At 70.5% G+C, this 23,148-nt stretch carries 12 protein-coding genes and 1 pseudogene; 4 read left to right on the top strand and 9 right to left on the bottom strand.

The genetic code is table 11. From position 1 onward, the window contains the following. Nucleotides 1-364: 364 nt before the first annotated feature. Nucleotides 365-613 (bottom strand): hypothetical protein, encoded by a 249-nt coding sequence (locus ACWDBE_RS17255; protein ID WP_449792666.1) that lies wholly within the window; start codon nt 611-613, stop codon nt 365-367. Next, nucleotides 613-8,373 carry a polymorphic toxin-type HINT domain-containing protein gene (locus tag ACWDBE_RS17250; RefSeq protein ID WP_449792641.1) on the bottom strand — a complete coding sequence of 2,587 codons (7,761 nt, stop codon included), beginning with the start codon at nt 8,371-8,373 and terminating at the stop codon, nt 613-615. The genes ACWDBE_RS17255 and ACWDBE_RS17250 overlap by 1 nt, the downstream gene beginning before the upstream one ends. 829 nt (nt 8,374-9,202) lie before the next feature. On the opposite strand from ACWDBE_RS17250, the gene ACWDBE_RS17245 reads away from it, so the two are divergent. Beyond that, complete coding sequence (locus tag ACWDBE_RS17245) at nt 9,203-13,162, top strand: FG-GAP-like repeat-containing protein (RefSeq protein WP_449792640.1); 3,960 nt, start codon at nt 9,203-9,205, stop codon at nt 13,160-13,162. Nucleotides 13,163-13,267: 105 nt separating this feature from the next. On the opposite strand, the gene ACWDBE_RS17240 is transcribed toward ACWDBE_RS17245, so the two are convergent. Next, nucleotides 13,268-14,491, bottom strand: a complete 1,224-nt coding sequence (locus ACWDBE_RS17240) for an ROK family protein (protein ID WP_449808442.1) — start codon at nt 14,489-14,491, stop codon at nt 13,268-13,270. A gap of 298 nt (nt 14,492-14,789) precedes the next feature. On the opposite strand from ACWDBE_RS17240, the pseudogene ACWDBE_RS17235 reads away from it, so the two are divergent. Next, nucleotides 14,790-15,725, top strand: a pseudogene (locus ACWDBE_RS17235) (PAS domain-containing protein); the annotation flags it as partial. A gap of 25 nt (nt 15,726-15,750) precedes the next feature. Beyond that, a complete protein-coding gene (locus ACWDBE_RS17230; RefSeq protein ID WP_449808524.1) occupies nt 15,751-16,179 on the top strand; it encodes a SpoIIE family protein phosphatase in 429 nt (142 codons plus the stop codon). A 154-nt stretch (nt 16,180-16,333) separates the two neighbouring features. Here the strand turns inward: ACWDBE_RS17230 and ACWDBE_RS17225 are convergent, their stop codons facing one another. Both ACWDBE_RS17225 and ACWDBE_RS17220 read right to left on the bottom strand, forming a co-directional pair. Beyond that, complete coding sequence (locus ACWDBE_RS17225; RefSeq protein WP_449808441.1) at nt 16,334-17,623, bottom strand: trans-sulfuration enzyme family protein; 1,290 nt, start codon at nt 17,621-17,623, stop codon at nt 16,334-16,336. A gap of 190 nt (nt 17,624-17,813) precedes the next feature. Continuing rightward, a complete protein-coding gene (locus ACWDBE_RS17220; protein ID WP_449808440.1) occupies nt 17,814-18,182 on the bottom strand; it encodes a hypothetical protein in 369 nt (122 codons plus the stop codon). Nucleotides 18,183-18,405: 223 nt separating this feature from the next. On the opposite strand from ACWDBE_RS17220, the gene ACWDBE_RS17215 reads away from it, so the two are divergent. Then, nucleotides 18,406-20,130: an LCP family protein gene (locus ACWDBE_RS17215; protein WP_449808439.1), complete on the top strand. Its 1,725-nt coding sequence runs from the start codon at nt 18,406-18,408 to the stop codon at nt 20,128-20,130. An 82-nt stretch (nt 20,131-20,212) separates the two neighbouring features. On the opposite strand, the gene ACWDBE_RS17210 is transcribed toward ACWDBE_RS17215, so the two are convergent. From ACWDBE_RS17210 to ACWDBE_RS17195, 4 genes are all read right to left on the bottom strand, one after another. After that, nucleotides 20,213-20,872, bottom strand: coding sequence for a double zinc ribbon domain-containing protein (locus tag ACWDBE_RS17210; RefSeq protein WP_449792635.1), 660 nt, complete (start codon nt 20,870-20,872; stop codon nt 20,213-20,215). A 95-nt stretch (nt 20,873-20,967) separates the two neighbouring features. Next, nucleotides 20,968-21,240, bottom strand: a complete 273-nt coding sequence (locus ACWDBE_RS17205) for a hypothetical protein (protein WP_449792634.1) — start codon at nt 21,238-21,240, stop codon at nt 20,968-20,970. Nucleotides 21,241-21,462: 222 nt separating this feature from the next. After that, nucleotides 21,463-22,440, bottom strand: a complete 978-nt coding sequence (gene lepB / locus ACWDBE_RS17200; RefSeq protein WP_449808438.1) for a signal peptidase I — start codon at nt 22,438-22,440, stop codon at nt 21,463-21,465. A 62-nt stretch (nt 22,441-22,502) separates the two neighbouring features. Continuing rightward, on the bottom strand, nt 22,503-23,099 hold the full coding sequence (locus ACWDBE_RS17195) for a helix-turn-helix domain-containing protein (protein ID WP_392877667.1): 597 nt from the start codon (nt 23,097-23,099) through the stop codon (nt 22,503-22,505). Nucleotides 23,100-23,148: the final 49 nt, after the last annotated feature.

Genomic DNA, 23,148 nt, shown 5'->3' with positions numbered 1-23,148 from the left:
ATCTCGCGGAGCTCCAAGCTCCGGGCATCGTCGGACTCGATCTTCGCCAACAACTCCTCGGTGACGCCCAGGCGGGCGCTCGGTCATGGCGGGCCGGAGGCCCCAGGACGACCCCATGAGTAAGAAGACCACGACGAGCTGAGGAGTACACCGGTTCCAGGCCGAATCCGCGCGCGACGGGGCGGGAATCGTCAAGGGAGAACAGAACGATCCATCTATCAATTGATTGGACCCCAAGGGCATAGTTGCGCGTTTCGGCATCGATAACACACTGTAGTGCCAAATTCGCGAGCCGGGAATGCCGGCGACGACGGAGGGGGCTTCCATGCACACATGGAAGCCCCCTCCTATTATGCCGCCGGGATCAGCGCGCGTCGGGTCCCGATTCAGGACCGATGTAGATTTCTACGCCGTCGGCATCCCATGCCCTGGTGTACCCGCCACTCGGGGCGGACACGACGAAGCTCTCGGCTTCCATTGAGACCATGCCGTCATCGCCTCCCCCGAACCACTCCACGATGATGGTCCTGCCCTGCTCAAGTACGCACTCGGCGGCAGTCGGCTCGAAGGCGACTGTAGCGTGCCGGTCCGCGCGGATAACGAATCGCATCATCACTCTCCGAGGTTATCCATGTAATACTGGAACAGATCCGCCCTCGATCCAGCACTGGGGTTGACCTTCTCTGGATTATGAGGGAACTTTGCCACCGACTTATTGTGGATATCCTGATAGAAGTTCCGCCAGTACTGGGCATCACCCCTGGTCATCCCGATCCCCCTCATTTTATCTACCTGCTCGGGAGTCTTGAGCTTGCTCGCGTCTGAGAGGCTTCGCCCGCCCCATGCCACGTCTCCAAAATCCGACCGGTTCGCAAACCCCATCCGCTGCCATGTCGCGTCGAGGCTCGTAACGCTGGGTACGACCCAGTCGCACTTTGAATTATGAACGAGTACCGGCATGGTCCCCGCCAGCACATAGTACGTGTGGAGGTCTGCAACCGTCAGGTTGTGAGCAACCTGCGGCTGCGTGGTGTAGGTGCGAGCGGCTACGACTACAAGCTGCCCGCGGTTCGCAGACAGGAGGCGATGACCGACCTGAAGGTCCTCTGCATTGATCCACTGCCGGGCCGTGTCGTCCCAATAAGGGTGATGAGCCGTGGATATCACACTGACGGGAGCGCTCGAGATCGCTTCCTTATCGACTGCCGAAAGCGCGAGTTCTGTGAATTGAGTGTCATCAGGAGTGACGATCTTGTTGGTAACCGACTCTCCGGTCGTCTGGCCTGTTTGCGGATCGGTCGCAGTGACGGTATCGCCGACCTCAATCTCCCCGATCGGCTTTGTCGTTCCGTCGGCCAGCAGCACAAGCGTGTCCGGGGGAAAACTGTTACAAGCCCCCCTGGCGTTCGAAGATTTTCCGCCGGGCTTCTTTGCGGCGTTTGCAGCATTCTTGGCGGCAATTGCCTTTCCAACTGGAGAGCTGCCGAAAGACGCCCTTCCTTGGCCGACAATCTCAATGTTCTCGAGCTGCCAATTAAAGAGCTTCTTCCAGAGCTCTTCGTAAGTCTTTGAGTGAAGGCAAGCATTGTCCGAAAAGCAGGCGTTGACCGCGGCTGCCACGTACTGGTGATAGTCCTCCACCGGATCCACTCCGAAGCGTTCCTTGCGCTTCCTAATGGTCTCCGTAGTGTCCTTCTGGAGCTTCTTGAAGTTGGGAGCGCCGGAGATTCCGATACCTCCGGGGAGAACGGCATCCTTAGTCGTACTGATGTCGACCTGCCAGGCGCCTCCGTCCCCCTGGCTCCATGCTTCCGTCACGATGTGGCCGTCGGTTGTCTGGCACACGGCCGTGCCGCCGCAGGTGCCGTCCGGACGGAGACCTGACGGGTCGGAAAGGTTGACGGGGTCGTTGTTGCTGTAAGCGTAGCCGTTGATCTGCTGCGGGTCGGTGAGGTCGAGGACGGGGTCGACGGAGATGAAGCGGCCGTTGGCCGCGTCGTACTCGCGGGCTCCGAGATGAGTGAGGCCGGTGGTGGCGTCGTTGGTGCCGCCGACGAAGCCTCGTTCGGTGGGCCAGGAGGCCGGCTTCTTGCCCCGGGGGGTGCCGAAGGCCGTGGTGTCGCCTCGGGTGTAGTCGAGGTTGTCGGCGCTGATGGTGAGTTGGGCGGTTCCCTGCTGGTCGTTGATGAGGTAGTTGAGGCTGCCGTCGGACGCCTTGACGAGGGTGACGGCCCCAGCGTTGATGTAGCGGGTGCCGGTGACCTTGTTGGTGGTCTTGTCGAGCTTGAGTTCCTGGCCGTCCAGGTAGAGGGTCACCGAGTCGGGTTCACGGCGCAGGAGGCGGTTGCCGTTGGCGTCGTAGAGGAAGGTCGTGCTCTTGCCCGCGATGGTGGACTTGGCGAGGTGGCCCTCGGTGTCCCATTCGAGGGCCTGGTCACCTTCGGCGGTGACGCGGCGGACGGTGTTGCCGGCCTCGTCGTAGGTGAAGGTGTCGGTCCGGGCGCCGGTGCCGGTGATGTCGACACGGCTGAGTGCGTGGGGTCGGGTGCCTCCGGGGGCGGGGTAGGTGGAGGTGCGCTGGGTCTGGTCGCTCGGCGGGTTCTCGGGGACCTGGGTGAGTTGGCTCCAGGGCAGCCAGGTGCCGGTGGAGTAGGCCCGCTTGGTGTAGTTGAGCGTTCCCCCGGCGATCGTGACGAGCTTCAGGTCCCCGCCTGAGCTGACGACCGACGCCGACAGCGGCTGGCTGAGCTGGCCGACGACCTGGCTGACGTTGCCCCAGCCCGCCCAGACGCCGTCGGGCCTGCGGATGGTGTGCCAGATGCCTCCACCGGCGATGACGGCGACTTCGAGGCCGGCGCCGGTCGCGGTGGCGGTGACGCCGGTGGGCGTGATGAGAGCGCCGGTGGCGCCGTAGACGTTGCCCCACTTCTGCCAGACACCACTTCCGAAGCGGATGGTGTGCCAGATGCTGTCACCCGCGACCACGATGACCTCGAGGCCGGAACCGGTGGCCGCGCTGGCGACACGGGTGGCTCCGGTGAGGCTGCCGGTCTCGCCGTAGACGTTGCCCCAGCCCGCCCAGACGCCGTCGGGCCTGCGCAGGGTGTGCTTGAGCACGCCGTCGGACAGGGCGAGGACCTCCAGGCCGGAGGCGGTGGCGGACAGGGAGAGCTGGCTGGGGTTGGCGATGGGTCCCACCACGCTGGTGACGTCGCCCCACCCTCCCCACTTGCCGTCGGCGCCGCGCAGGGTGTGCCAGACCCGGCCGCCGGCGATGGCCATGATCTGCAGGGTGTTGTCGGCCCAGGTCGCCGCGACGAAGTCGACAGGGGCGGGCAGTGGCCCTGCCTGGGTCTTGTGCAGGTTCTCGAAGTTGGCCCAGGTGCCGTCGGCACGTTGCTGGGAGAGGTGGACCTGGCCGTCGGCGACCGCGACGGCGCTGGTCTGGCCGTCACCGGCGATGGCGACGGAGGTCACCTTGCCGGTGTCCATCAGTGGGCCGGGGGCGGCGCCGAAGTTGCGGTTGGTCGCCTGGGTGCGGTTGCCGGCCGCGTCGTAGGTGTAGCTGCTCCAGTACGGGTCGACCCCGCCGACATGCGGGTCGCTGGTCGGCGTCGGCTTGGCCACGCAGTCGTCGCTGGCCGACCAGGCGTTGGTCAGACGCTGGGCGAAGTCGTACGTGTAGCACTGGGTGTCCGTGACGGTCGCGTTGTCGCGGTCGTCGCGGACCCGGGTGATGTTGCCGACCGGGTTGTAGGTGTAGGTCTTCTTGTCGAGGGTCTGCGGTCGGCTGCGCTCCCGGTCGGTCTGGACGAGCGCGAGGCGCTGGGTGGCGTTCTCGTAGTCATAGGTCTGGATCGCCCTGGACCCGATGTCGCCGGTGACGCTCTGCTGGACCTTGCCCAACGGCGAGTAGATGTTTCCGAGCGAGTACACCCGGTCGTCGCCACTCACCGAGGTGGGCAGGCCCAACGGGGTGTAGTTGCGGTCGACGGTCTCCTTCAGGAGCCCTCCACCGGCCGGGTAGGTCGAGGTGCTGACCAGTCCGGTGTCGGGCGTGTAGGTCTGGGCCGTGGTGTAGGTGCCGGCGAGGAGCCCTTCGCTGTCCGGGATGGTGACCGTGCTGCCCATGGGCCGAGCCGCGCTGTCGAACCCGGTGACGGCGGTGGTGTAGGCCTTGCCGTTCTCGAAGCGAGTGCTGCTGGTGGCCAGGCCATTGCTGCCCGGCAGGGTGTCGTAGGCCCACTCGGCGAGCTTCGTCCCCGTGGTGGAACCGTCGAACATCGCCGTCTCGCGACCGAGTATGTCGTAGGTGTAGGCGAGCGTCTTGCCCCGGGCATCGGTGACGGTGGCGAGGGTGCCGTCGGCGTTGTAGGTGCTGGCGGTAGTGCCCTTGTCCGGGTCGACGGCCTTGGTCCGGCGGCCAAGCAGGTCGTACTCCCAGGTCCAGGCGTTTCCTGCGGCATCAGTGAACCGCGTGAGCCTGCCGGCCGGATCGTAGGAGTACTTCAGCGTCTCGTACGCCGACGGGGGCGCGTCGACGTCCGGGCTACCGCTCTTGTAGTGCCGTACCTCGGAGGGCCGTCCGTGGGCGTCGGTGATCGTGAGCGTAGGGGTACCGCCGTCGGGTGGGGTCGTTGCCGCCCAGTTCATGCCGTAGCGCGTGGTGGAGCGCCACTTCTCCACGTTCAGCGACTTGAAGATGCCTGCGGTCGGCCGGTCGAGGCCGTCGAACTCGGTCTCCGTCTGAGACGGAACCTTGTTGTCCAGTCCGATCCACAGCGCCGCCTCCGGCACGCCGGTCGTGTAGTAGGCAGCGTTGGTGCGGTAGACCCGGCCGTGGCTGTCGTAGAAGCTGTCGGTGATGTTGCGGCCACCGTTGTGGGCGGTGCTACCGCCATGCGCCTCCTCCTGGACCTGACGCGGGCGGAGCAGGCCGTCGTAGAGCGAGATGCTGGTGCGGTAGTCGCCGCCCTCCAGCAGGCTCCTCGTCGTGACGGCGGGCTGCTTGCCGGGCTCGATCGTGTAGGTGTACGTCTCGCTGGCCGAGGCGTTCTTGTCCCGCCCCGGGTTCCACACGGCCGTGGTGCGGCCGAGGGCGTCGTAGTCGACGTAGGTCGTGCGGTTGTTGACGTCGACGACCTTCACCGGAAGGGCCCGCAGGCCGTCATAGGTTGTGGTGCTCGTGAACTTTTTGGGGCTTGTCGACACGATGACGCTGGGCTGGCTGCCGCTCGCCGGAGTGTAGGACGTCGTGGTCTCGGCGTTGTTGACGTTCTTTGCGGACGTCACCCGGCCGTACTGGTCGTACGCGGTGGTGGTGGCTGTCAGGTAGTGCGGGGTGGTGCCGTCGTAGCGGTCCAGGGCTTCCACCATGGTGGCGTTGCCCTTGCCCGGTTCCGGAGCGGCCCCGAGTGGCCTGCTGTCGTAGGCCGTCCTGGTCTCACCCGTGATGGTGGACGGTGTGGCGTTCGTCGAGCAGAGCGTGCTGCTGGTCCGGACCGACTGCGGGTAGGAGATCAGCCAGTTGACGGTGTCCGGGGTGACGTAGGTGGTGCGGGTGCACTGCTCGTCACCGGTGACGTTCGTGTCACCTTCGTCCGAGATGGTCTTGATCAGGCCGTAGTCGTCGAAGGTAGTGCTCGAACGCACCGCTCGGGCCGTGCTGCCGTCCGGCTGGAGATCCTTCGTAGTCACGCTTTCGGTCCGAACCATGGCCGCGGTCAGCGCCGGCAGGGCTGCGGCCTCGGGCCTGCCCGACTCGCCCGGCGGGGTAGCGGTGGGCTTTCCGTCCTTGCTGGGCAGGGCCTTCACCGCCCGGTTCGCGGTTCCTCGGACCCAAGGGGTGTTGACCGTGCTGGTGACGGGCTTGCCTCCCTCGCGGTCGTAGGCGACCGTCTCACTGACGAAGCCCGCCAGCTCGTTGCTGTCCTTGATGCCCTGGATGAGGCTGACCGGCCTCGGCTGGCCGTTGGCGAGCGTGTCACCATCCATACCGAGGAAGTAGCGGGTTTCGGTCAGACTCTTGTCGGAGGCGCCGACGCGGGTAAGGACGCGCGGGGCACCTCGGAATTCGTTCCAGGTGCGCTCCTTGTCGGAAGTGAACTCGGAGTTGTCGCGGCGCCATGCAAGACCATCGGGGTAGTCGTATGTGGTGACCTTGTCGGGGGATCCAGAACCGGCGACCAGGTCGTGCTCGGTGACCTTCTCGACGAGGTACTTGTGGAACCAGTCCAGGACCGGGTCGACCGCTCCCTCGGGCGTCCACCAGGTCGGGTAGCAGCGCCTGGTGTTGCTGTCCGGAGCGGGCAAGGCACCCGCGACGCAGTCGATGTCCGTGTACTTGATGTCGGTGTTGGAGCCGGTCTCGGAGGTGATCCGGTTGACGCGGTACCGGTTCATCGGCGGACGGCCCTCGGCGGAGTCGACCCGATTCGGACGCAGGTCCCCGCCGAACGTCACCGGCTGGAGGGCCAGCGCAGTGGCGCCGGCCTTGGCGGTGCGGGTGATGGACTGCAGCCACAGGGCCCGGCCGCCGCTGTCGCCGGTGGCGGGGAAGTACTGGTCCAGGCTCCAGGCGTCGATGTCCCGGTAACTGCCGTTGCTCTGCAGGGCCTGCGTGCTGATGCCCGTCAGCCGCCTCTTGGACCAGAAGGTCGGGGCGCCATTGCGGCAGTCCTGGTCCTTGTCGCAGGACTGGTCGACCGGGGTGTCGTACCAGTTGGCGGCGTTGGCCTTGGTGAAGGAGCAGTCGGTCGCCACGCACCGGTCGGTGGTGGAGAAGGTGACCTTGCCCGCGGGAGAGGCACCGTAGACCTGGCCGGCCCGGTGGCCGTACTCGATGCGGTTCAGCGTGGCGGCACGGGTGTAGAGCGCGTCGGCCTTGGGAGTTCCGGTGGCGGCGCCGATGTTCTTGGCGTAGGCGTTCTTCTCCTGGTCGTAGAAGTACGCGATCGCATTGCCGTGCGGGTCGACGACGTAGTCCAGTTGCCAGCGCCACGCGCGGTCGCGCGAGGAGTCCTTGAACGCCGGGGCGTAGCCGGGCTCTCCGGCCTGATTGCCGAACACGGGCACCGTTAGGGCCGAACCGGTCTCGGGCTTGCCGGCGCTCCAGCCGGGCAGGCGGTTCTTGCCGAAGAAGTACTGGGCACCATCAGTCGTGGTGACCTTCCAGTACTCGTTGTCGGTGTCGCCATTAGCGGTGTCCGTCGAGTTGCCGTTGAGCTTCTCGACGCGGGAGCCATCGTCGTTGGACAACTTCCAGGTGCCGGTGGCGTCGTCGCGCACGAGGGCGGAGGCGTTCCCGTTGAGCGAGATGGAGGCGTTGTCGGACTTCCAACAAAGGTCACCGCCGGTGGCTGGAGCGTTACTACCTGAGCCCTTGTCACCCGTACACGACGTGTAACTGCGTTCGATGTACCCAGGGTTATAGTCCCAGCCGTCACCGATCCAGGAGGACTGGTTGTTGGTGGACGCTGTACGCCCGTCGACGGCGGCGGACGAGTAGCCGAGTGCGATCTTGGGCGCGAGATCTCCGGGCACCGGCGGCAGCTGAATCGGGTAGAACCAGCTGAACGAACCAGTGTTGCCCCCCACCGACCACGTGCCGGACGCGGACAGCGACGTCGCCTTGTAGTCGCCCCCCGGCCCCGACGCCCCGGCCGTGGCGGCCAGCACAGTCGCACCGGCGACCGACGTGCTCGTCGCCTGAGCGAGCGACGCCTTGACGACATCGTCGGCGGAAGCCTGGCCGGCGGGTGCGGTCACCGCGACGTCCGCCGTCAGCGTCCCGGCCTTGGTGTCGTTCGAAGCGGCCAGTGGCGTGGCCGTGCGGCACTGCGGCTGGTCCGGTGTGGTCAGCGCGCACGCGGGCAGCTGGACGAAGGTCAGCCGGGAGCCCCAGTCGGCCCCGAAAGACTCACGGAAGGCCTTGTAGTCCAGCTGGACCCGGGCCTTGTCCGGCGTGGCGCTGCCCGCCACCGGCTCGAGGTTGACCAGGACACCGTCGAGACCCACGGTGGCCGCAGCGGCGCGGTCCGACAGACCCACCCGGACCTTCGACTGCCCGCCCGCTGCCGGATCGTGCCCGACGGAGGTGACGCTCACCGGCAGGCCCGGCGCCTTCGCCTGGGGGGCCGACTTTTGCGTCGGAGCCGCCGGCAGGTCGAGCTCGGCCTTCCCAGGCTTGGGCCAGACCGCGGCCGGCGGCGCGGTCGGGGGCTGGGCCGCCTTCGGGTCACGGCGTTCCGGCTCCACCTTGGAGAGTGGGACGGGCTCGGTGTGCTGGACGGGCGGCAACTTGAACTCGTCGCCGGCCGCTACCGCGACGGCCGGAATCTGTAGGGCGGCGGCTATCAGAGCCGTCACGGCCATGGGCGCGACTTTACGGAGCACAGGGCGTGTTATTGCCTCGGACCGACGCGTTCGCGGTCCGGGCGAGGCGCCCGTGTCGGATGGATACATCCGTATCTTTCCTCTTGGTCGTGTTGTGCGGGTGCGATCACACCCGGCGGGACGCTACCAAGAGCCACCGACGGGACATCCCTAATTGTTCGCCAACCACCCTGCCTACAGGGCCATTTATCTCACTTTTATAACTTCTTTACATCGAGGACGGCAGCTTTCGGGGCCGACACCACGTCACAAAGAAGTGATTTTTCCGCTTTTCTCCCACCATCAGGCTGAACCTTCGCGCGCTGTGATCACAATGTGGCATCCGATTCGCCCTCTCATCCGGAACAAAGACCTCCGAATCCGACCGGACCGTCACTGTCGGCTTGCATGATGGGGACGCCTGCGAACCGCACAGAAAGTGAAGGGGATGCACCGTCACAACGCCTACCGAATAGGGCGAACCACTCGGAGAACGGCAACCGCGCTGATCGCGGCCGCCGCCATGAGCATCGCCGTACTGGGCCACGTCCCCGTCTATGCCGACACGGGAAGTCCCTCCGCTCCTCCTCAGGCCGACACCCCCGAACGGTCCGCTGTTCTGAAGGCACGCCAAAGCGGCAAGCCCGTCGAGGTCTCCGAGCGACAGGACGAGTCGACAGATCTCCTGGCGAACCCGGACGGCAGCTTCACCATGCGCCGTCACGGGAGGCCGGTCCGTGCCAAGGTCGCAGGGCAGTGGCAGCCGGCCGATGCCACTCTCGAGCGCCGTCCCGACGGGACCATCGCTCCGAAGGCCTCCGTCTTCCCCATGACCTTCTCCTCCGGCGGGAACACCCCGCTGGCGGCTATGCAGAAGGACGGCAAGTCCCTGGCCATCACATGGCCGACGCCGCTGCCGCAGCCCGAGTTGAACGGCAGCACAGCCCTGTACCGCGACGTGCTGCCCGGGGTGGACCTGAAGATCCTCGCCGAGGCCGACGGTTTCTCCCACCAGCTGGTCGTCAGAACCCGCCAGGCCGCCGAAGACCCGCGCCTGGCCCAGGTCACCTACGGCCTCAAGACCGCGGGCATCACCCTCAATTCGGCTCAGGACGGCCGGATCTCCGCGACCGACGGCTCCGGCGGCACCGTCTTCACGGCGCAGGCCCCGCGGATGTGGGACTCCCACGCCCCCGCCGCAACTGCCCAGCAGCCCGCCACGGCCGCTCCCTTGCCGGTGGCCAAGAACGCGCCGGCAGCGGCCGCGCAGTCCGCCGACAGCACCCCGCCATCGACCCCGGCCGCGCCCGGGCCCACCGAGCACGCGCCGAAGACGATGGCCACCGAGATCACCTCGGACACGCTGCGGCTGACCCCGGACGCCGAGCTGCTGCACGGCGCGGACACCGTCTTCCCGGTCGTCATCGACCCGACCTTCACCGACGGCTGGCGCAACCGCTGGGCGGTCGTCTACTCCGCCACGCCGGGTGCCGCCTACCCGGACGGGAACGGCTGGAACTCGGACAATCCGGCGGACGAGCCGCGCGTCGGCTACAACGGCAGCGGCAACACCCGCTCCTACTTCGAGATGAACACCCGCGGCCTGGCCGGGGCCACCATCATGTCCGCGACCTTCCACGTCGAGGAGACCCACTCGTGGGGCTGCGACCCGGCTGCGGCGGGCAACACCGAGCTCTGGGCGACCGGCCCCATCAACACCACGACACCGACCTGGAACAGCCAGGCCTCCTGGATCTGGCAGCTGGACGCCAAGGCCTTCGCCCACGGCAACCCCACCTACTGCCCCGGCGTCCAGGGCCAGGACTTCAGCACCGAGAACCTGCGCGCCGTCGTCCAGGGCGCCGCCGATCGGGGCGACGACAGCGTCGCCCTCGGCCTGCGCACCCCGGACAACTACCTCGGCAACAAGAACAGCTACAAGCGGTTCAAGAACAACCCGTGGCTCGAAGTCACCTACAACCGGCCCCCGGTCCTCCACGACTACGCAGCCTGGGAGAGCCAGTGGACGCCGGGCAGCAGCAGCAACGTCAACGTCCCCTGCATCAGCGACCCGGCCGCGTGGCCCACCGTCGGGCGCAACGACGTCGTCCTGACCGCCAGGATCTCCGACCCGGACAGCGACGTCGCCCTGAGCGCCAAGTTCGAGGCCTGGGACCACAACACCGGGCAGTTCTTCCCCCCGGTCTGGGCGGGCGCCCCCAACGGCTCCTGGGCCGTCACGAGACTCGGCGCCGACAGCCTGCGTGACGGCGGCCGCTACAAGTGGCACGTCCAGGCCGAGGACGGCATCGCCGGCTCGGGCTTCGGCCGTGACTGCGGCTTCAACGTCGACCGCACAGCGCCCTCCAAGCCGACCGTCACCTCAGCCGACGGCCACAGCATCGACACCGAGGACGTACCCGCCCGCACCCCGCGCACGGTCAAGTTCGCCTCCAGCGACCAGTTCGGTCTGAAGGGGTTCTGCTACTCCCTCAACAAGCCGCTGCCCGTGGTCAACCAGGGCTGCGGCGGCACCTGGGTGGACGCCGGCCCGGACGGGACAGCGACCGTCACGTTCACCCCCACCCTGTATCCGACCAACCGGCTCACCGTCCAGGCCGTGGACAAGGCCGGCAACCTCTCCCCCTACGACGGTTCGGACGGCGGCCCCAACTCCAGCACCACGCTGATCACGACCGCCCGCAGCAACTTCGTCCACGACGCGACCGACCCGGCCTTGGTCGGCGACCGCCCCGGCGACCTGACCGGTGACGGGTACGCCGACCTGGTGGCCGCCACCAGCACTGGCGAACTCGTCCTCTACACAGGCCACGGCGACGGCACCTTCGAGCAGCCCCGGACCGTCGCTACCCCCGGCTGGTCCGGCGCCCAGGTCACCCACCGGGGTGACTTCGCCAACCAGAGCCCGAGCCTGACCAAGGACGGCTACGAGGACTTCCTTGTCAAGCAGGGCACCCGGCTCTACCTCTACCCCGGCAACGGCATGGGCGCCCCCGACGAATCCAAGCGCACCGAACTGGCCCATCCCAGCGGCGGCGACTGGTCCGCCACCAGTCAGATCGTCGCCACCGGCAACCTCGACAACGTCGTCGGCAACGACCTGATCGCCAAGGATGGTGACACCCTCGTCATCTACAGCGGTACCAAGGACGGTCCCCTCGCCAGCGAACCCGGCACCAACAGGCTGAAGCCCGGAGCCGTGATCTCCGCCTCCGGCTGGAGCGACTACGACGTCCTCGCCCCCGGCGACGTCAACGGCGACGGCATCCCCGACCTGCTCGCCCGACGCAACACCACCAACCCGAACGACGCCGAGTACGGGCGCGTGCGCCTCGTGCTCGGCGCCCGCAACGCCGACGGCCGCGGCTACCAGGCCGCCGCCCCCGCCACCGGCACCGTCTACGCCACCGGCCTCGACCCCCAGCACCGGCCCCTGATCACCACGCCCGGCAACCTGCACGGCAGCGTCGCGGACAGCGGCAGGGGCTACCCCCTGTTCACCCCGACCCCGGGCCAGACCACCGGCGACGTCCTCGCCACCACGCCCGCCGACTCCGCCACCCCGGTGACCTACTACACCCCGGACGGAACCGCCCAGACCACCACCTGCCCCACCGGCTGCCTGCTGATGTACCCCGGCACCCCGACCGGGCTCGGACAACCGCGCCTGGCCGCCCAGGGCAACCTGCACACCGTCACCGCACTCGACGGCGGACAGAGCCTGCGCAGCCCCGCCACCACCATGACGCGCGCCGCCAACGGCACGCTCGTCGCGGTCAAGGTCACCGCCGACGGCAACCTGTGGGCGACCAACCAGACCGGCACCGCGGGCGGCTTCCGCAGCTGGTACCAGCTCAGCAGCCAGGGCCTCCACACCGGCGACCCGGCGCCGATCCTGTCGCCGGCCGCCGGCGGCACCGTCCACGTCTTCGCCCGCACCCGCGCCGGCGGGATCGTCGACTACGCCCAGGCCGGCCCCGACTCCTCCTTCAGCCCCGCTGCGGCGGTCGGCAGCTCCGCGCCGGTCTTCGCCCGGGACCCCGCCATCACCCTCACCGCCAACGGCAGCATGATCGTCACCGCCGTCGACACCGGCGGCGACCTGTGGGCGACCAACCAGACCGCGCCCGGCTCCGCCTTCGGCACCTGGTTCAAGGTCAGCGCCAGCGGCGGCCTCACCGGCCGCGCCGCAGCCGTGACATCCCCCGCAGGAGGCGGCACCGTCAACCTGTTCGCCCGCACCACCAACGGCCACATCGGCTTCTTCGGCCAGGGCAGCCCCACCAGCGGATACAGCCCGGGCGCCTACCTCGGCACCACCTCGCCCGCCTTCGCCGGGGACCCCAGCGTCACCACCGCCTCCAACGGCACCATGGTCGTGGCCGCCATCGACGTCAACGGCGACGTCTGGGCCATCGACCAGGCCGCACCCGGAACACCGTTCCGCGAGTGGTACAAGATCAGCCTCACCGGCGGTACCGGCGGCGCCACCAGCATCGTCCTGTCCCCCGGAGCCGGCGGCACCGTCAACATCGTCGCCCGCACCACCAACGGACACATCGCCCTGTTCGGCCAAGGAAGCCCGACCAGCGGATTCAGCACCGGCGCCTACCTCGGCAACCCGAACATGATCTTCGCCGGCGACCCGCGCGTCACGCTCCTCAACAACGGCGCCATGATCGTCACCACCACCGACACCGCAGGCACCACCTGGGCCATCGACCAGGGCTCTCCCGGAGAATCCTTCCGCTCCTGGTACCAGGTGTAATCACAAGGACAGGAAGACCAACAGGGCGGCCGGCCTGGCGTGTTCCGCCAGGCCGGCCGACCTGTTGCCATAGATGTCGGTGACCTGCGAGGTTGAACGCCAAGCTCAGCGCAGCCCTGCCGTCCGGCGCTCGAACACCACGGGGCGGGCGGTCTCCAACGCCGTGGAGACCGCGCCGAGGAGCACCGCCTCCTCCCCCAGCAGGCTCGGCGCGAGCGTCGGACGCATCGGGGCGAGCCGGTGCAGGGCCTGCTCCAGCGGTTCCAGGAGCAGGTCCGCACTGCTGCCGATCCCGCCGCCCAGCACCACCAGGTCCGGGTCCAGGACCGCCGACAGCACGGCCACCGCATAAGCGAGCCGCTCGGCCTCCCGCTCCACCGCCCGGACCGCCGCCTCCTCCCCGGCCCGGGCCCGCTCGAACACCTGCTTCGCCGTCAGCTGCCGCACCGCGGAGCCCCCGCCCAGCCCGAAGTCCCTGGCCGTACGCACCACGGCGTCCGCGGCGGCCTCCTGCTCGATGGTCGCGGTCTGCTCGCCGGCCCGCCCGAGCAGCGGGACCAGGCCGATCTCGCCCAGCGCGCCGTGCGCACCGAGCAGCAGCTCGCCGTCCTTCACCACGCCCAGCCCGAGCCCGGTGCCGACCAGCAGGTAGGCGAACATCCGGCTGCCCCGCCCGGCGCCCAGGGTGTACTCGCCGAGCGCCGCCAGATTGGCGTCGTTGGCCACCGAGACGCCCGTCCCCAGGCCCTCGCCTATCCGGTCGAACAGCCCCGGCCTGCCCCAGCCGGGCAGGCTGTTGGCGTAGCGCACTCCGCGAAGCTGCTCGTCCCACACCCCCGGGGTGCCGATCACCGCGTGCACGATGTCCGGGGCGGTCAGGCCCGCCTCGGCGATCGCCTCGTGCGCGGCCTCGACCACCGCGTCCGCGACGGCGTTCGCCGAGCGGCCCCGGTTGGCCACGTCCCGGCGGGCGACCACCGTCCCGGCCAGGTCCGCCACCGCCACCCGCAGCCGGGCCCGGCCGATGTCCACGCCGAGGACGTGCCCGGCCGTCGGGTCGACCTCGTACAGCACGGCCGTGCGGCCCCGCTCCGGGGCCAGCCGACCGGCCTCGCGGACCAGGCCGGCCCGCTCCAGTTCGGCCAGCGCGGCCGACACCGTCGGCTTGGACAGACCGGTGTCCCGGGCCAGCTGGGCGCGCGAGGAGCCGCCGCCGGTGCGCAGCAGTTCCAGCAGCAACCACTCGTTGTTGCTGCGCAGCCGCTGCCGGTTCCACGGCACCCCTGGGGCCCCGGCCGCCGGGCGACTGGTCGGCTGGTGGGGGCTCATCGGGTTCCTCCGGTGTGGGTCTTCGGGCGCGGGTCGGGTCGGTACGGCCGGGTGGGCCCGGCCCGGGACGTCCGGGGTCGGGCGCCGCCGCCCAGTATGACCGGTGATCATCCCGCGTTCGCCCGCCGTATCAGTACGGCCCCGCCGGCGGCCTCGTCGACGTACCCCCGGACCCGCCGGCGGCCCCGTGGACACACCGGCGGCCCCGCCGACGTACTCCGCTACAACACCGTCCCCGGCCAGTCAACGTTTCACCCACTTGTGGGCGTGCCGCACCCGGGCGCGTGATCATGGGCGTATGCACTTCCGGCACGGCAACCGAGCAGAGGGTCCGCGGTCCGCGACACCGGACTCCCGGTCCCTGGCGGCAGCCGCGGCGGCCCTCGCCGCGCGGCTCGGAGCGATCACCGGCGGCGACGGCGGTGACGGTGACGGCGGTGACGGCGGCGACGATCCGGAGCGGCTCCGCGAGGTCCTCGCGGCCGCCCCGGTCGGGGTCGCGCTGCTCGACGAGCGGCTGCGCTGGCAGTACCTGAACGCGGCCTTCACCACCGCCACCGGGCTGCGCCGGGCGGACCTGCTCGGCCGTGCCGCCGGGACCACCGCCTTCGCCGGGGCCCTCGGCATCCTGCGCCGGGTCATCGAAGACGGGATCGCCCGCGAACACGCCACCGGGGGCCCGGACGGCGCCGGCGCCCCCGTGCCGCCCGGCCTGCGGGCGCGCTACCGGGCCCTGCGGAAGTCCGGGCGGACCACCGGTGTGATCGTCGTCGTGCTGGACGACCCCGACCCGGCCCGCGACCAGTTGCGCGAGCTGGAACAGGCCCGGGCCCGACTCGCCCTCCTGGACGCCGCCACCGAACGGATCGGCACCACCCTCGACGTCGGGACCACCGGCACCGAGCTCGCCGTCTTCGCCGTGCCCAGGCTCGCCGAACTCGCCGTCGTGGACGTGCTGCCGCCCGCGGCCGCACCCGCCCGGGGCGGCCACGGCGCGTCCCAGCGGCTGCACCGGGCCGGCGCCCGGGCCGTACCCGCGCTGGCCGCCGGCCTCTCCGAACTGCCCAGGCCGGGCGAATCGATCCGCCACCGGGAGGGTTCGGCCGCCGCCCGCAGCCTGGCCGGCGGCGTCGCCGTGCTGACCGAACCCGGGCCCGAGGACGCCTGCCCGGCCGGGACGGCCTCACTGCTGGTCCTGCCGCTGGCCGCCCGGGGCCGGCTGATCGGGCTGCTCACCCTCGGCCGCACCACCGCCGGTCCTGCCTTCACCCCGGACGAGGCCGCCCTGCTCGGCGACCTGCCTGCTGGCCCTCGCCGACCCGGGCCGCGGCCGCTGGACCCTCTCCAGCGCGGGCCACCTGCCGCCCGCCCTGATCGCCCTCGGCCATCCGACCGAGCTGCTGCGCATCCCCGCCGGCCCGCCGCTGGGCACCGGCCTCGGCGGCTACGAGCAGACCACCCACCCGCTCCTGCCGGACCAGACCCTGCTCCTCTACACCGACGGCCTGGTCGAGCGCCGGGGCGAGGACATCGACGTCTCCCTGGAACGGCTCGCGGCCCTGCGCCTGCCCGCCGCCGGAGACCTCGACGACCTGCTCGACGCCGTCCTCCACGCCCTCGCCCCGCCCCCGGCCCCGACCGCCGAGGACGACATCGCCCTCCTGGTGGCCCGCCCCCGACAACGCTGACGGCCCGCCGGGTTCCGGGCCCGGGGCCGCTCGCCCGTCCTCGCTCCGACCGTCCTCGCACCGACCTTCCTTGTGCCGACCGAGCTTGAACCGACCGAGCTTGAACCGACCGAGACTGTTCAGGGCGGACCCCCACCCCGACGGCCTCCTGGGCTCACACCTTCGCCAGCGCCCGCCGCACGTCCGCCCAGATGTCCTCCGGGTGCTCGATGCCCACCGACACCCGCACGGTTCCGGGACCGATGCCCGCCGCCGCCAACTCCGGGTCCGACAACTGCCGGTGGGAGGTGCTGGCCGGGTGCAGCACCAGGGTGTGCACGTCGCCCAGGGAGGGGGCCAGCGAGGCGAGCCGGACGGACTCGGTGAACGTCGCGGCAGCTTCGCGGCCGCCGGCCAGGTCGAAGGCCAGGACGCCGCCGTGGCCGTCGGGCAGCAGGCGGCGGGCGAGTTCGTGGTCGGGGTGGGTGGGCAGGCCCGGGTAGTGGACGGCGGTGACGGCGGGGTGGGCGGCGAGCCGGCCGGCCAGGTCGAGCGCGGTCTCGCAGTGGCGGCGGACCCGCAGGGCGAGGGTCTGCATGCCGCGCAGGGTCAGCCAGGCGGCGAACGGGTCGGCGCTGGCGCCGAGTTCGAGCGAGCGCCGCCAGACCCGCCGGTGCAGCTCCGGGTCGGCGAAGACGGCGACCCCGCCGAGGACGTCGGAGTGCCCGCCGAGGTACTTGGTCACGGAGTGGATCACGATGTCCGCGCCGTGCTCGACCGGCCGGCACAGCAGCGGCGTCGCGAAGGTGTTGTCCACCACGCTCACCACCCCGGCCCGCCCGGCGACGGCGATCAGCCCGGGCAGGTCGGTGACCCTGGTGGTGGGATTGGAGACGGTCTCCAGGAGCAGCACCCGGGTGCGGGGCCGCAGCGCGGCCGCCACCCCGGCGGGGTCGTCGCCGCTCACGTAGCTGACCTCGACACCCCAGCGCTCGGTGAGGTCGGTCAGCGCGCCGATGGTGCCGCCGTACAGGTTGCGCTGGGCGACCACGTGGTCTCCGGCGCGCAGCAGGGCGAGCAGAACGGTGGTGATCGCGCCCATGCCGGAGGCGGTGGCGAGGGCGCCGGTGCCGCCCTCCAGTCCGGCGACGGCCTGCTCCAGCGAGCGGACGGTGGGGTTGCCGAAGCGGTTGTAGAAGAAGGCGCCGTCCGGTCCTCCGTGGGCCTCGGCGAGCGCGTCGCCGGTGTCGAAGGCGAACAGGTGGCCCTGGTGCAGCGGGACGCCGAGCGGACGGCTGCCGGCGGCCTCGGCGAGCGGCGGGTGGACGACCCGGCTCTCGGGGCGCAGCTCGTCGGGGGCTTCGTACGCGCGGGGTGCCTCGTACGCCTCGGAGACGTCGGAGATGTCGGAAACATCGGAAACGTCGTGGGAGCCGGGGGCCTTGTGGGAGTGGAAGTCGCTCATGGCGGTCATCCTCCGGCGGTCCCGGCACCCGGGCCAGGGCCAATCACCGCCAAGTGGCCCGCCCCGGGCGGTCGTTCCGGCTCCACCGCCCGGAGGCGGCGGCGACGCCCGGGTCACGGCCACGGACGGTCCTCGGCTGCGGACGGCCCACGGCTGCGGATGACCCTCGCTTGTGGACGGCCCTCGGCGGCTACTTGCGGCGGCTGAAGATCCGCTTGACGGCGTAGACGATCCCGACGATGAGCAGCACCACGAACAGGATGATCAGGATGACCACGACCAGCAGGAACTTGCCCAGCTTGGCGAAGAAGCCCTTTTTCTTCTTCTCGTCCTTGGCCAGGTGCGCAACATCGGCGGAGGCGGCGCGCGCCTCGGTACGGACTTCCGAACCGGTGGCAGCGGCAGCGGCCCCCACGCTGGCCCCCGGGTTCGCGGCGGCGGCCGCGACGGTGCGGGGCGCGGCCACGGCCGCCGCACCCGATGCCGCGGCGGTGAGGCCGACGGCGGCCAGCAGGGCCACCAGGGCGCCGGCTATCGAACGTGCGATCCGATCAGTCATCGTGCTCCTCTTGAGAGTCCGGAGCAGCGCGGATCACCTGGTCTGACCAATTTCTCATGGTCTGACCAGCTGGTTTTCCCATCCGCGCCTAGTATGCTCCACTGAAGTTCTACAGCGGTGTAAAAGTTTAGCGACGGGCGGCGCCCGGATCGGCTCCGGCCCCGGGCCACGCGAACCCGCCGCTTCGACGGGGGCTTGCGTGGCAACTGTGGAGGATGACGACGTGTCTGGCCGCAAGGGTTCCCCCGAAGCCGAGAATTCGCCGCACCGGGCAGCCGGGCGCCGGGCGGCCGCCCGGAGGGACGACCAGCGGAACGGCCAGCGGAACGGCCGGGGAGGCGACCCGACGGGCGGCCGGAACCCGGACGGCGCGAACATACCGGACGGCGCGAACATACCGGACGGCCGAGCGGCGGGCCGCGCCCGGAAGAAGCCCAAGCGCAGCACCAAGGAGAAGGTGCTCTGGGCGACCGCCGGCTGCACCGCCCTCGCCGTCCTCGGCGGCGGCGCGCTCTACTACCGGCTGAACAGCAACATCAACACCTTCGACGGCGACGCCCTCAGCAAGGACCGCCCGGAGGCCGCGGCCCCGGACGCCCAGGGCCGCACCCCGGTCAACGTGCTGCTGATCGGCTCGGACAGCCGCGGCAACGGCAACAGCGACCTGGGCGGCGGTGGGGACGGCGGCGCCCGCTCGGACACCGCGATCCTGCTGCACGTCTACGCCGACCACAAGCACGCCGTCGGCATCTCCATCCCCCGCGACTCCCTGGTCACCATCCCGCCGTGCAAGCTCCCCAACGGCAAGTGGACCAAGGAGCAGACCAACGTGATGTTCAACAGCGCCTTCTCGGTCGGCGACAGCGATCAGGGCAACCCGGCCTGCACCCAGAACGCCGTCGAGAAGCTGACCAACCTGCGCGTCGACCACACCGTCGTGGTGGACTTCAACGGCTTCGCGTCGATGACCAAGGCGGTCGGCGGCGTCGAGGTCTGCCTGCCGACCGACATCCACGAGGGGGACCTCAACCCCAACCTCGGCCACAAGGGCAAGCTGATCTTCCCCAAGGGCACGCAGAAGGTCGAGGGACAGGCCGCGCTGGACTACGTCCGGGTGCGGCACGGCATCGGCGACGGCTCCGACATCGGCCGCACCAAGCGCCAGCAGGCGTTCCTCTCCTCCCTCATCAAGGAGGTCAAGTCCCGCGGCATGGACCCGACCACGCTGCTACCGCTCGCCGACGCGGCCACCAGGTCGCTGACCGTCGACCCCGGCCTCGGCTCGGCCGCGAAGCTGCTCTCCTTCGCCATGGAGCTCAAGGACGTCGACCTGCACGACATCAAGTTCCTGACCGTGCCCTGGCGTTACGAGGGCCCGCGGGTCGCCCTCGTACACCCCGACGTGGACCAGCTGTGGGCCGCGCTCAAGGCCGACCGCACCATCGACGGGCAGGACGCGAGCGCCCCGGCCGACCCGGGCCCTGCCGCCGCCGTCACCACCGCCCCCGCCGCGCCGGCCCCGGCTTCCGCCCCGACCCCCGCCTCGGACGCCAAGGCGGCCGAGGTGAAGGTGTCCGTGCTCAACGGCACCGGTGAGACCGGGCTCGGCGGCCGGGCCGCGGAGACCGTCAAGGGCGCCGGCTACACCGTCACCGGCGTCGGCAACGCGGTCGGCAAGCCGCGCAGCACCACCGTCGTCGAGTACGGCACCGGCGAGCGCACCGCGGCCGAGGCGGTCGCCAAGCTCTTCCCCGGCGCCACCGTGCAGCCCGGCGGCCGGGGCGTCAGCGTCGTCCTCGGCCACGACTTCGCCGCCGCCAACCCGGCGAGCGCCACCGCACCGGCCCCCGGCGGCACGACCACCGCCCCGGCCCCGCTGCCCACCAGCGTCAGCGGCGCCGCCCGCTCGGCCGACGACGACCCCTGCGCCAACCTCTCGTACGGCTGAGCCCGGCCGCGCCTCGGACGAACCGCGGTGGGGCGCCCAGCCGCGGCTCGTCCGAGGGGCCGTGGTTCCATCCGAGGGGGTGTCAGCGCCTCGTCCCGCAGGACGGGCAGAACGCGGCGCCGTCCGGGACGTTCTGGTTGCAGCTCGCACACTGGACGGGCTGTGCCAGCCGGAAGCCGCAGCCCGGACAGAACGGTGTGCCGTGGGTCTCGGTGTGGCACTGCGGGCAGACCAGCTGGCGCGGCGCGTTCACGTCGAACCCGGCCCCGGACTGCTGCCCGGACTGGTACGCCCGCTCGCTGACCGTGTCGTTGAGGCCGCGGTGCTGCGCCGCCACCGCCTCGGCGGCGGTGTCCGGGGCGCAGTTGTGGCACAGGCCCTGGGCCGGGTTGAAGCAGCGCCCGCAGACGTAGTGGGTGCACCGGGCACAACGGTTGAAGTGGGACTGGGCGTTGGCGATGGACCGCTGGAAGGCGGCGTCCCGCGAGGTGCCCCAGGTCTGGCCGGCCAGCCCGTCGGCGGCGTTGCTGATGGTGTTGGCGTTGCCGCCGATGAGGTTCCAGGCCGCACTGACGCCCTTGCCTATCCAGCCGGCCACCTGACCGGTCCGGAACGGCTCGAACGTCGAGCGCCAGGTGTCCGAGCAGCGGTAGCAGTAGAACTCGAACTGGAAGCCCGCGCCGGTGCCGTGCTGCTCGCAGAGGTCGCGGTAGTTGTTGCTGAAGTAGATCTCCGAAGTCACGTCGTCCCCGGTCGCTCAGTGGCCTGTCAGCGGTCGCTCCCAGGGACGATATGGGCTCACCGAACGGTTCCGCCAGGAACTGGCGTCCCGCCTGCTCAGAGCCCGGAGACCGGCAGCAGCAGCACCCGCACCGGGTCGAAGCGCTGCCAGAGCGCAGGCTGTCCGCTGCGGCCGATCCGCAGCCGGCACCAGCGCTGCCCGGCCGCGTCCTGCCACCACGCGCTGATCCGGCCGAGCGCCCAGGCGCCGTCCCCGAGGTCCACCTCGACCGGCTGGTAGACCCACCGGACGTCCCGGTCCTCGGGCTCCGCTTCCGCCGGGCCCCCGGCGCTCTCGGCACCCTCGGGACTGCACTGACTCTCCATCACGGCTCCGCCTCCCGACCCGGCCCCGGCGGCCGGACGCCCGCTCGGGGCGGCCGGCGGCCGGGGGTGCAGCTCACCTCCTGAACTCTACAGGCGTGTAGAGATCGGCGGGAGGAGTTCCGTCGAAGACGATCGACCCGTGGCCCGTCGGCTGAGCGCCGGGGTGCGGTGGGCCTGGGCCGGGGTGGGCTGGGCCGGGGTGGGCCGGGCCGGGGTGGGCCGGCCTCAGCGCTCCTTGCGCGAGGACCGCCGTCGCCACAGGGCGAGCGGCACGATCCCGGCCAGCGCGGCGACCTCCGGCGCCGGCGGCTCCTCGAACGGCGCACCGGCCGCGCCCGCCGCCCCGGCCGGCACCTTGTCGAAGGTGTCCGGGACCGGCAGGGTCGACCAGTCGGACAGCGGCCAGGCGACCACGAAGGCCCGGCCGACCACGTTGTCCACCGGCACGAAGCCGTCGCCGGTCTGGTTGTGGTGCCAGCGGGAGTCGCGCGAGTTGTTGCGGTGGTCGCCCATCACCCACAGCTTGCCCTTGGGCACGGTGACGGTGCCGACCGGATCGTCGTCGCAGGGCGTCGAGCCGGGGAACAGGTACGGCTCGTCCAGCGCGACGCCGTTGACCTTCAGCGGCGCGCCGGCCTCGCAGTCGACGGTGTCCCCGCCGACCGCGATCACCCGCTTGATCAGGTCCTTCTCGTCCGCCGAGGGCATCAGGCCGACGGTGCTCAGCACCTTCTGGACGGTGCCCGTCACGGAGTCGCCGGAGGTGGTCGGCGCGCCCTCCAGCCAGCCGCCCGGATCGCGGAACACCACCACCTCGCCGCGCTCGGGCTTGGCGCCGAACCACGGGGTGAACTTGTCGACCAGGACCCGGTCGCCGATCGCGAGGGTCTGTTCCATCGACCCGGAGGGGATGGAGAAGGCCTGGACGAAGAAGGTCTTGATGCCGAGCGAGAGCAGCAGCGCGATCACCAGCAGGATCGGCAGCTCCTGCCAGAACGGCCGCTTCTTCCGGGGGCGTTCGGCCTTCTCCTCGACCTCCCCGTCGGGCGCCCCGGGCACCTTCCCCGCCCCGCCGGCGTCCACGTCCGCGCCCTCCGCCACCGTGGTGCCCGTACCCGCCCGCGCCCGGCCGTCCCGGGCCTCCTCGCGTTCCCCGGCTCCGCCGCCGCTCTCACCGGACTCCGCGCTCCGCTGCACACTCATTTCCTCGGCCCCTCCCGCGGCCTGGCGGGAGCCGGTAGGAAGACCCCCTGTCAGGAACGAACCTACCGAACAGAGGTTCCCGGGCGCGCCCTGACGTGGATGCGCTCGCCCTGCGGACCGAACAGGCTGAGGAACTCCACCGGCTGCGGGCCCGCGTTGCCGAAGGCGTGCGGGGTGCGCGTGTCGAACTCGGCGGCCTCACCGGCCGTCAGCACCAGGTCGTGGGTGCCGAGCACCAGCCGCAGCCGTCCGGACAGCACGTACAGCCACTCGTACCCCTCGTGGACCTTCAGCTCCAGCTCGGGCCCGGCGTTCCTGCCCGGTGGCACGATGTGCTTGTAGGCGTGCAGCCCGCCCAGGTGACGGGTGAGTGGGACGATGGTCTGGCCGTTCCTGGTCACCGGGCGCGGGTGGATCCTCGGGTCCCCGGTGGCCGGGGCGCCGACCAGTTCGTCCAGCGGCACCCGGTACTCCCGGGCCAGCGGCAGCAGCAGCTCCAGCGTCGGCTTGCGCTGCCCTGACTCCAGCCGGGACAGCGTGCTGAGCGAGATGCCGGTGGTGGCCGCCAGTTTGGCGAGGGTGGTGCCGCGCTCCCGGCGCAGCGCCCGCAGCCGCGGGCCCACCGTGGTGAGGACGTTCTCGAGCTCTTCGTCGGCCATGCCTGCCATTTGCCAGCACAGCAAGGCCGGTTGTCAATCCGGCACACGG

Source organism: Kitasatospora sp. NPDC001132 (assembly GCF_053598415.1).
The sequence above is the reverse complement of the archived record's forward strand: the minus strand, read 5'-3'. Positions and strand labels throughout refer to the sequence as shown.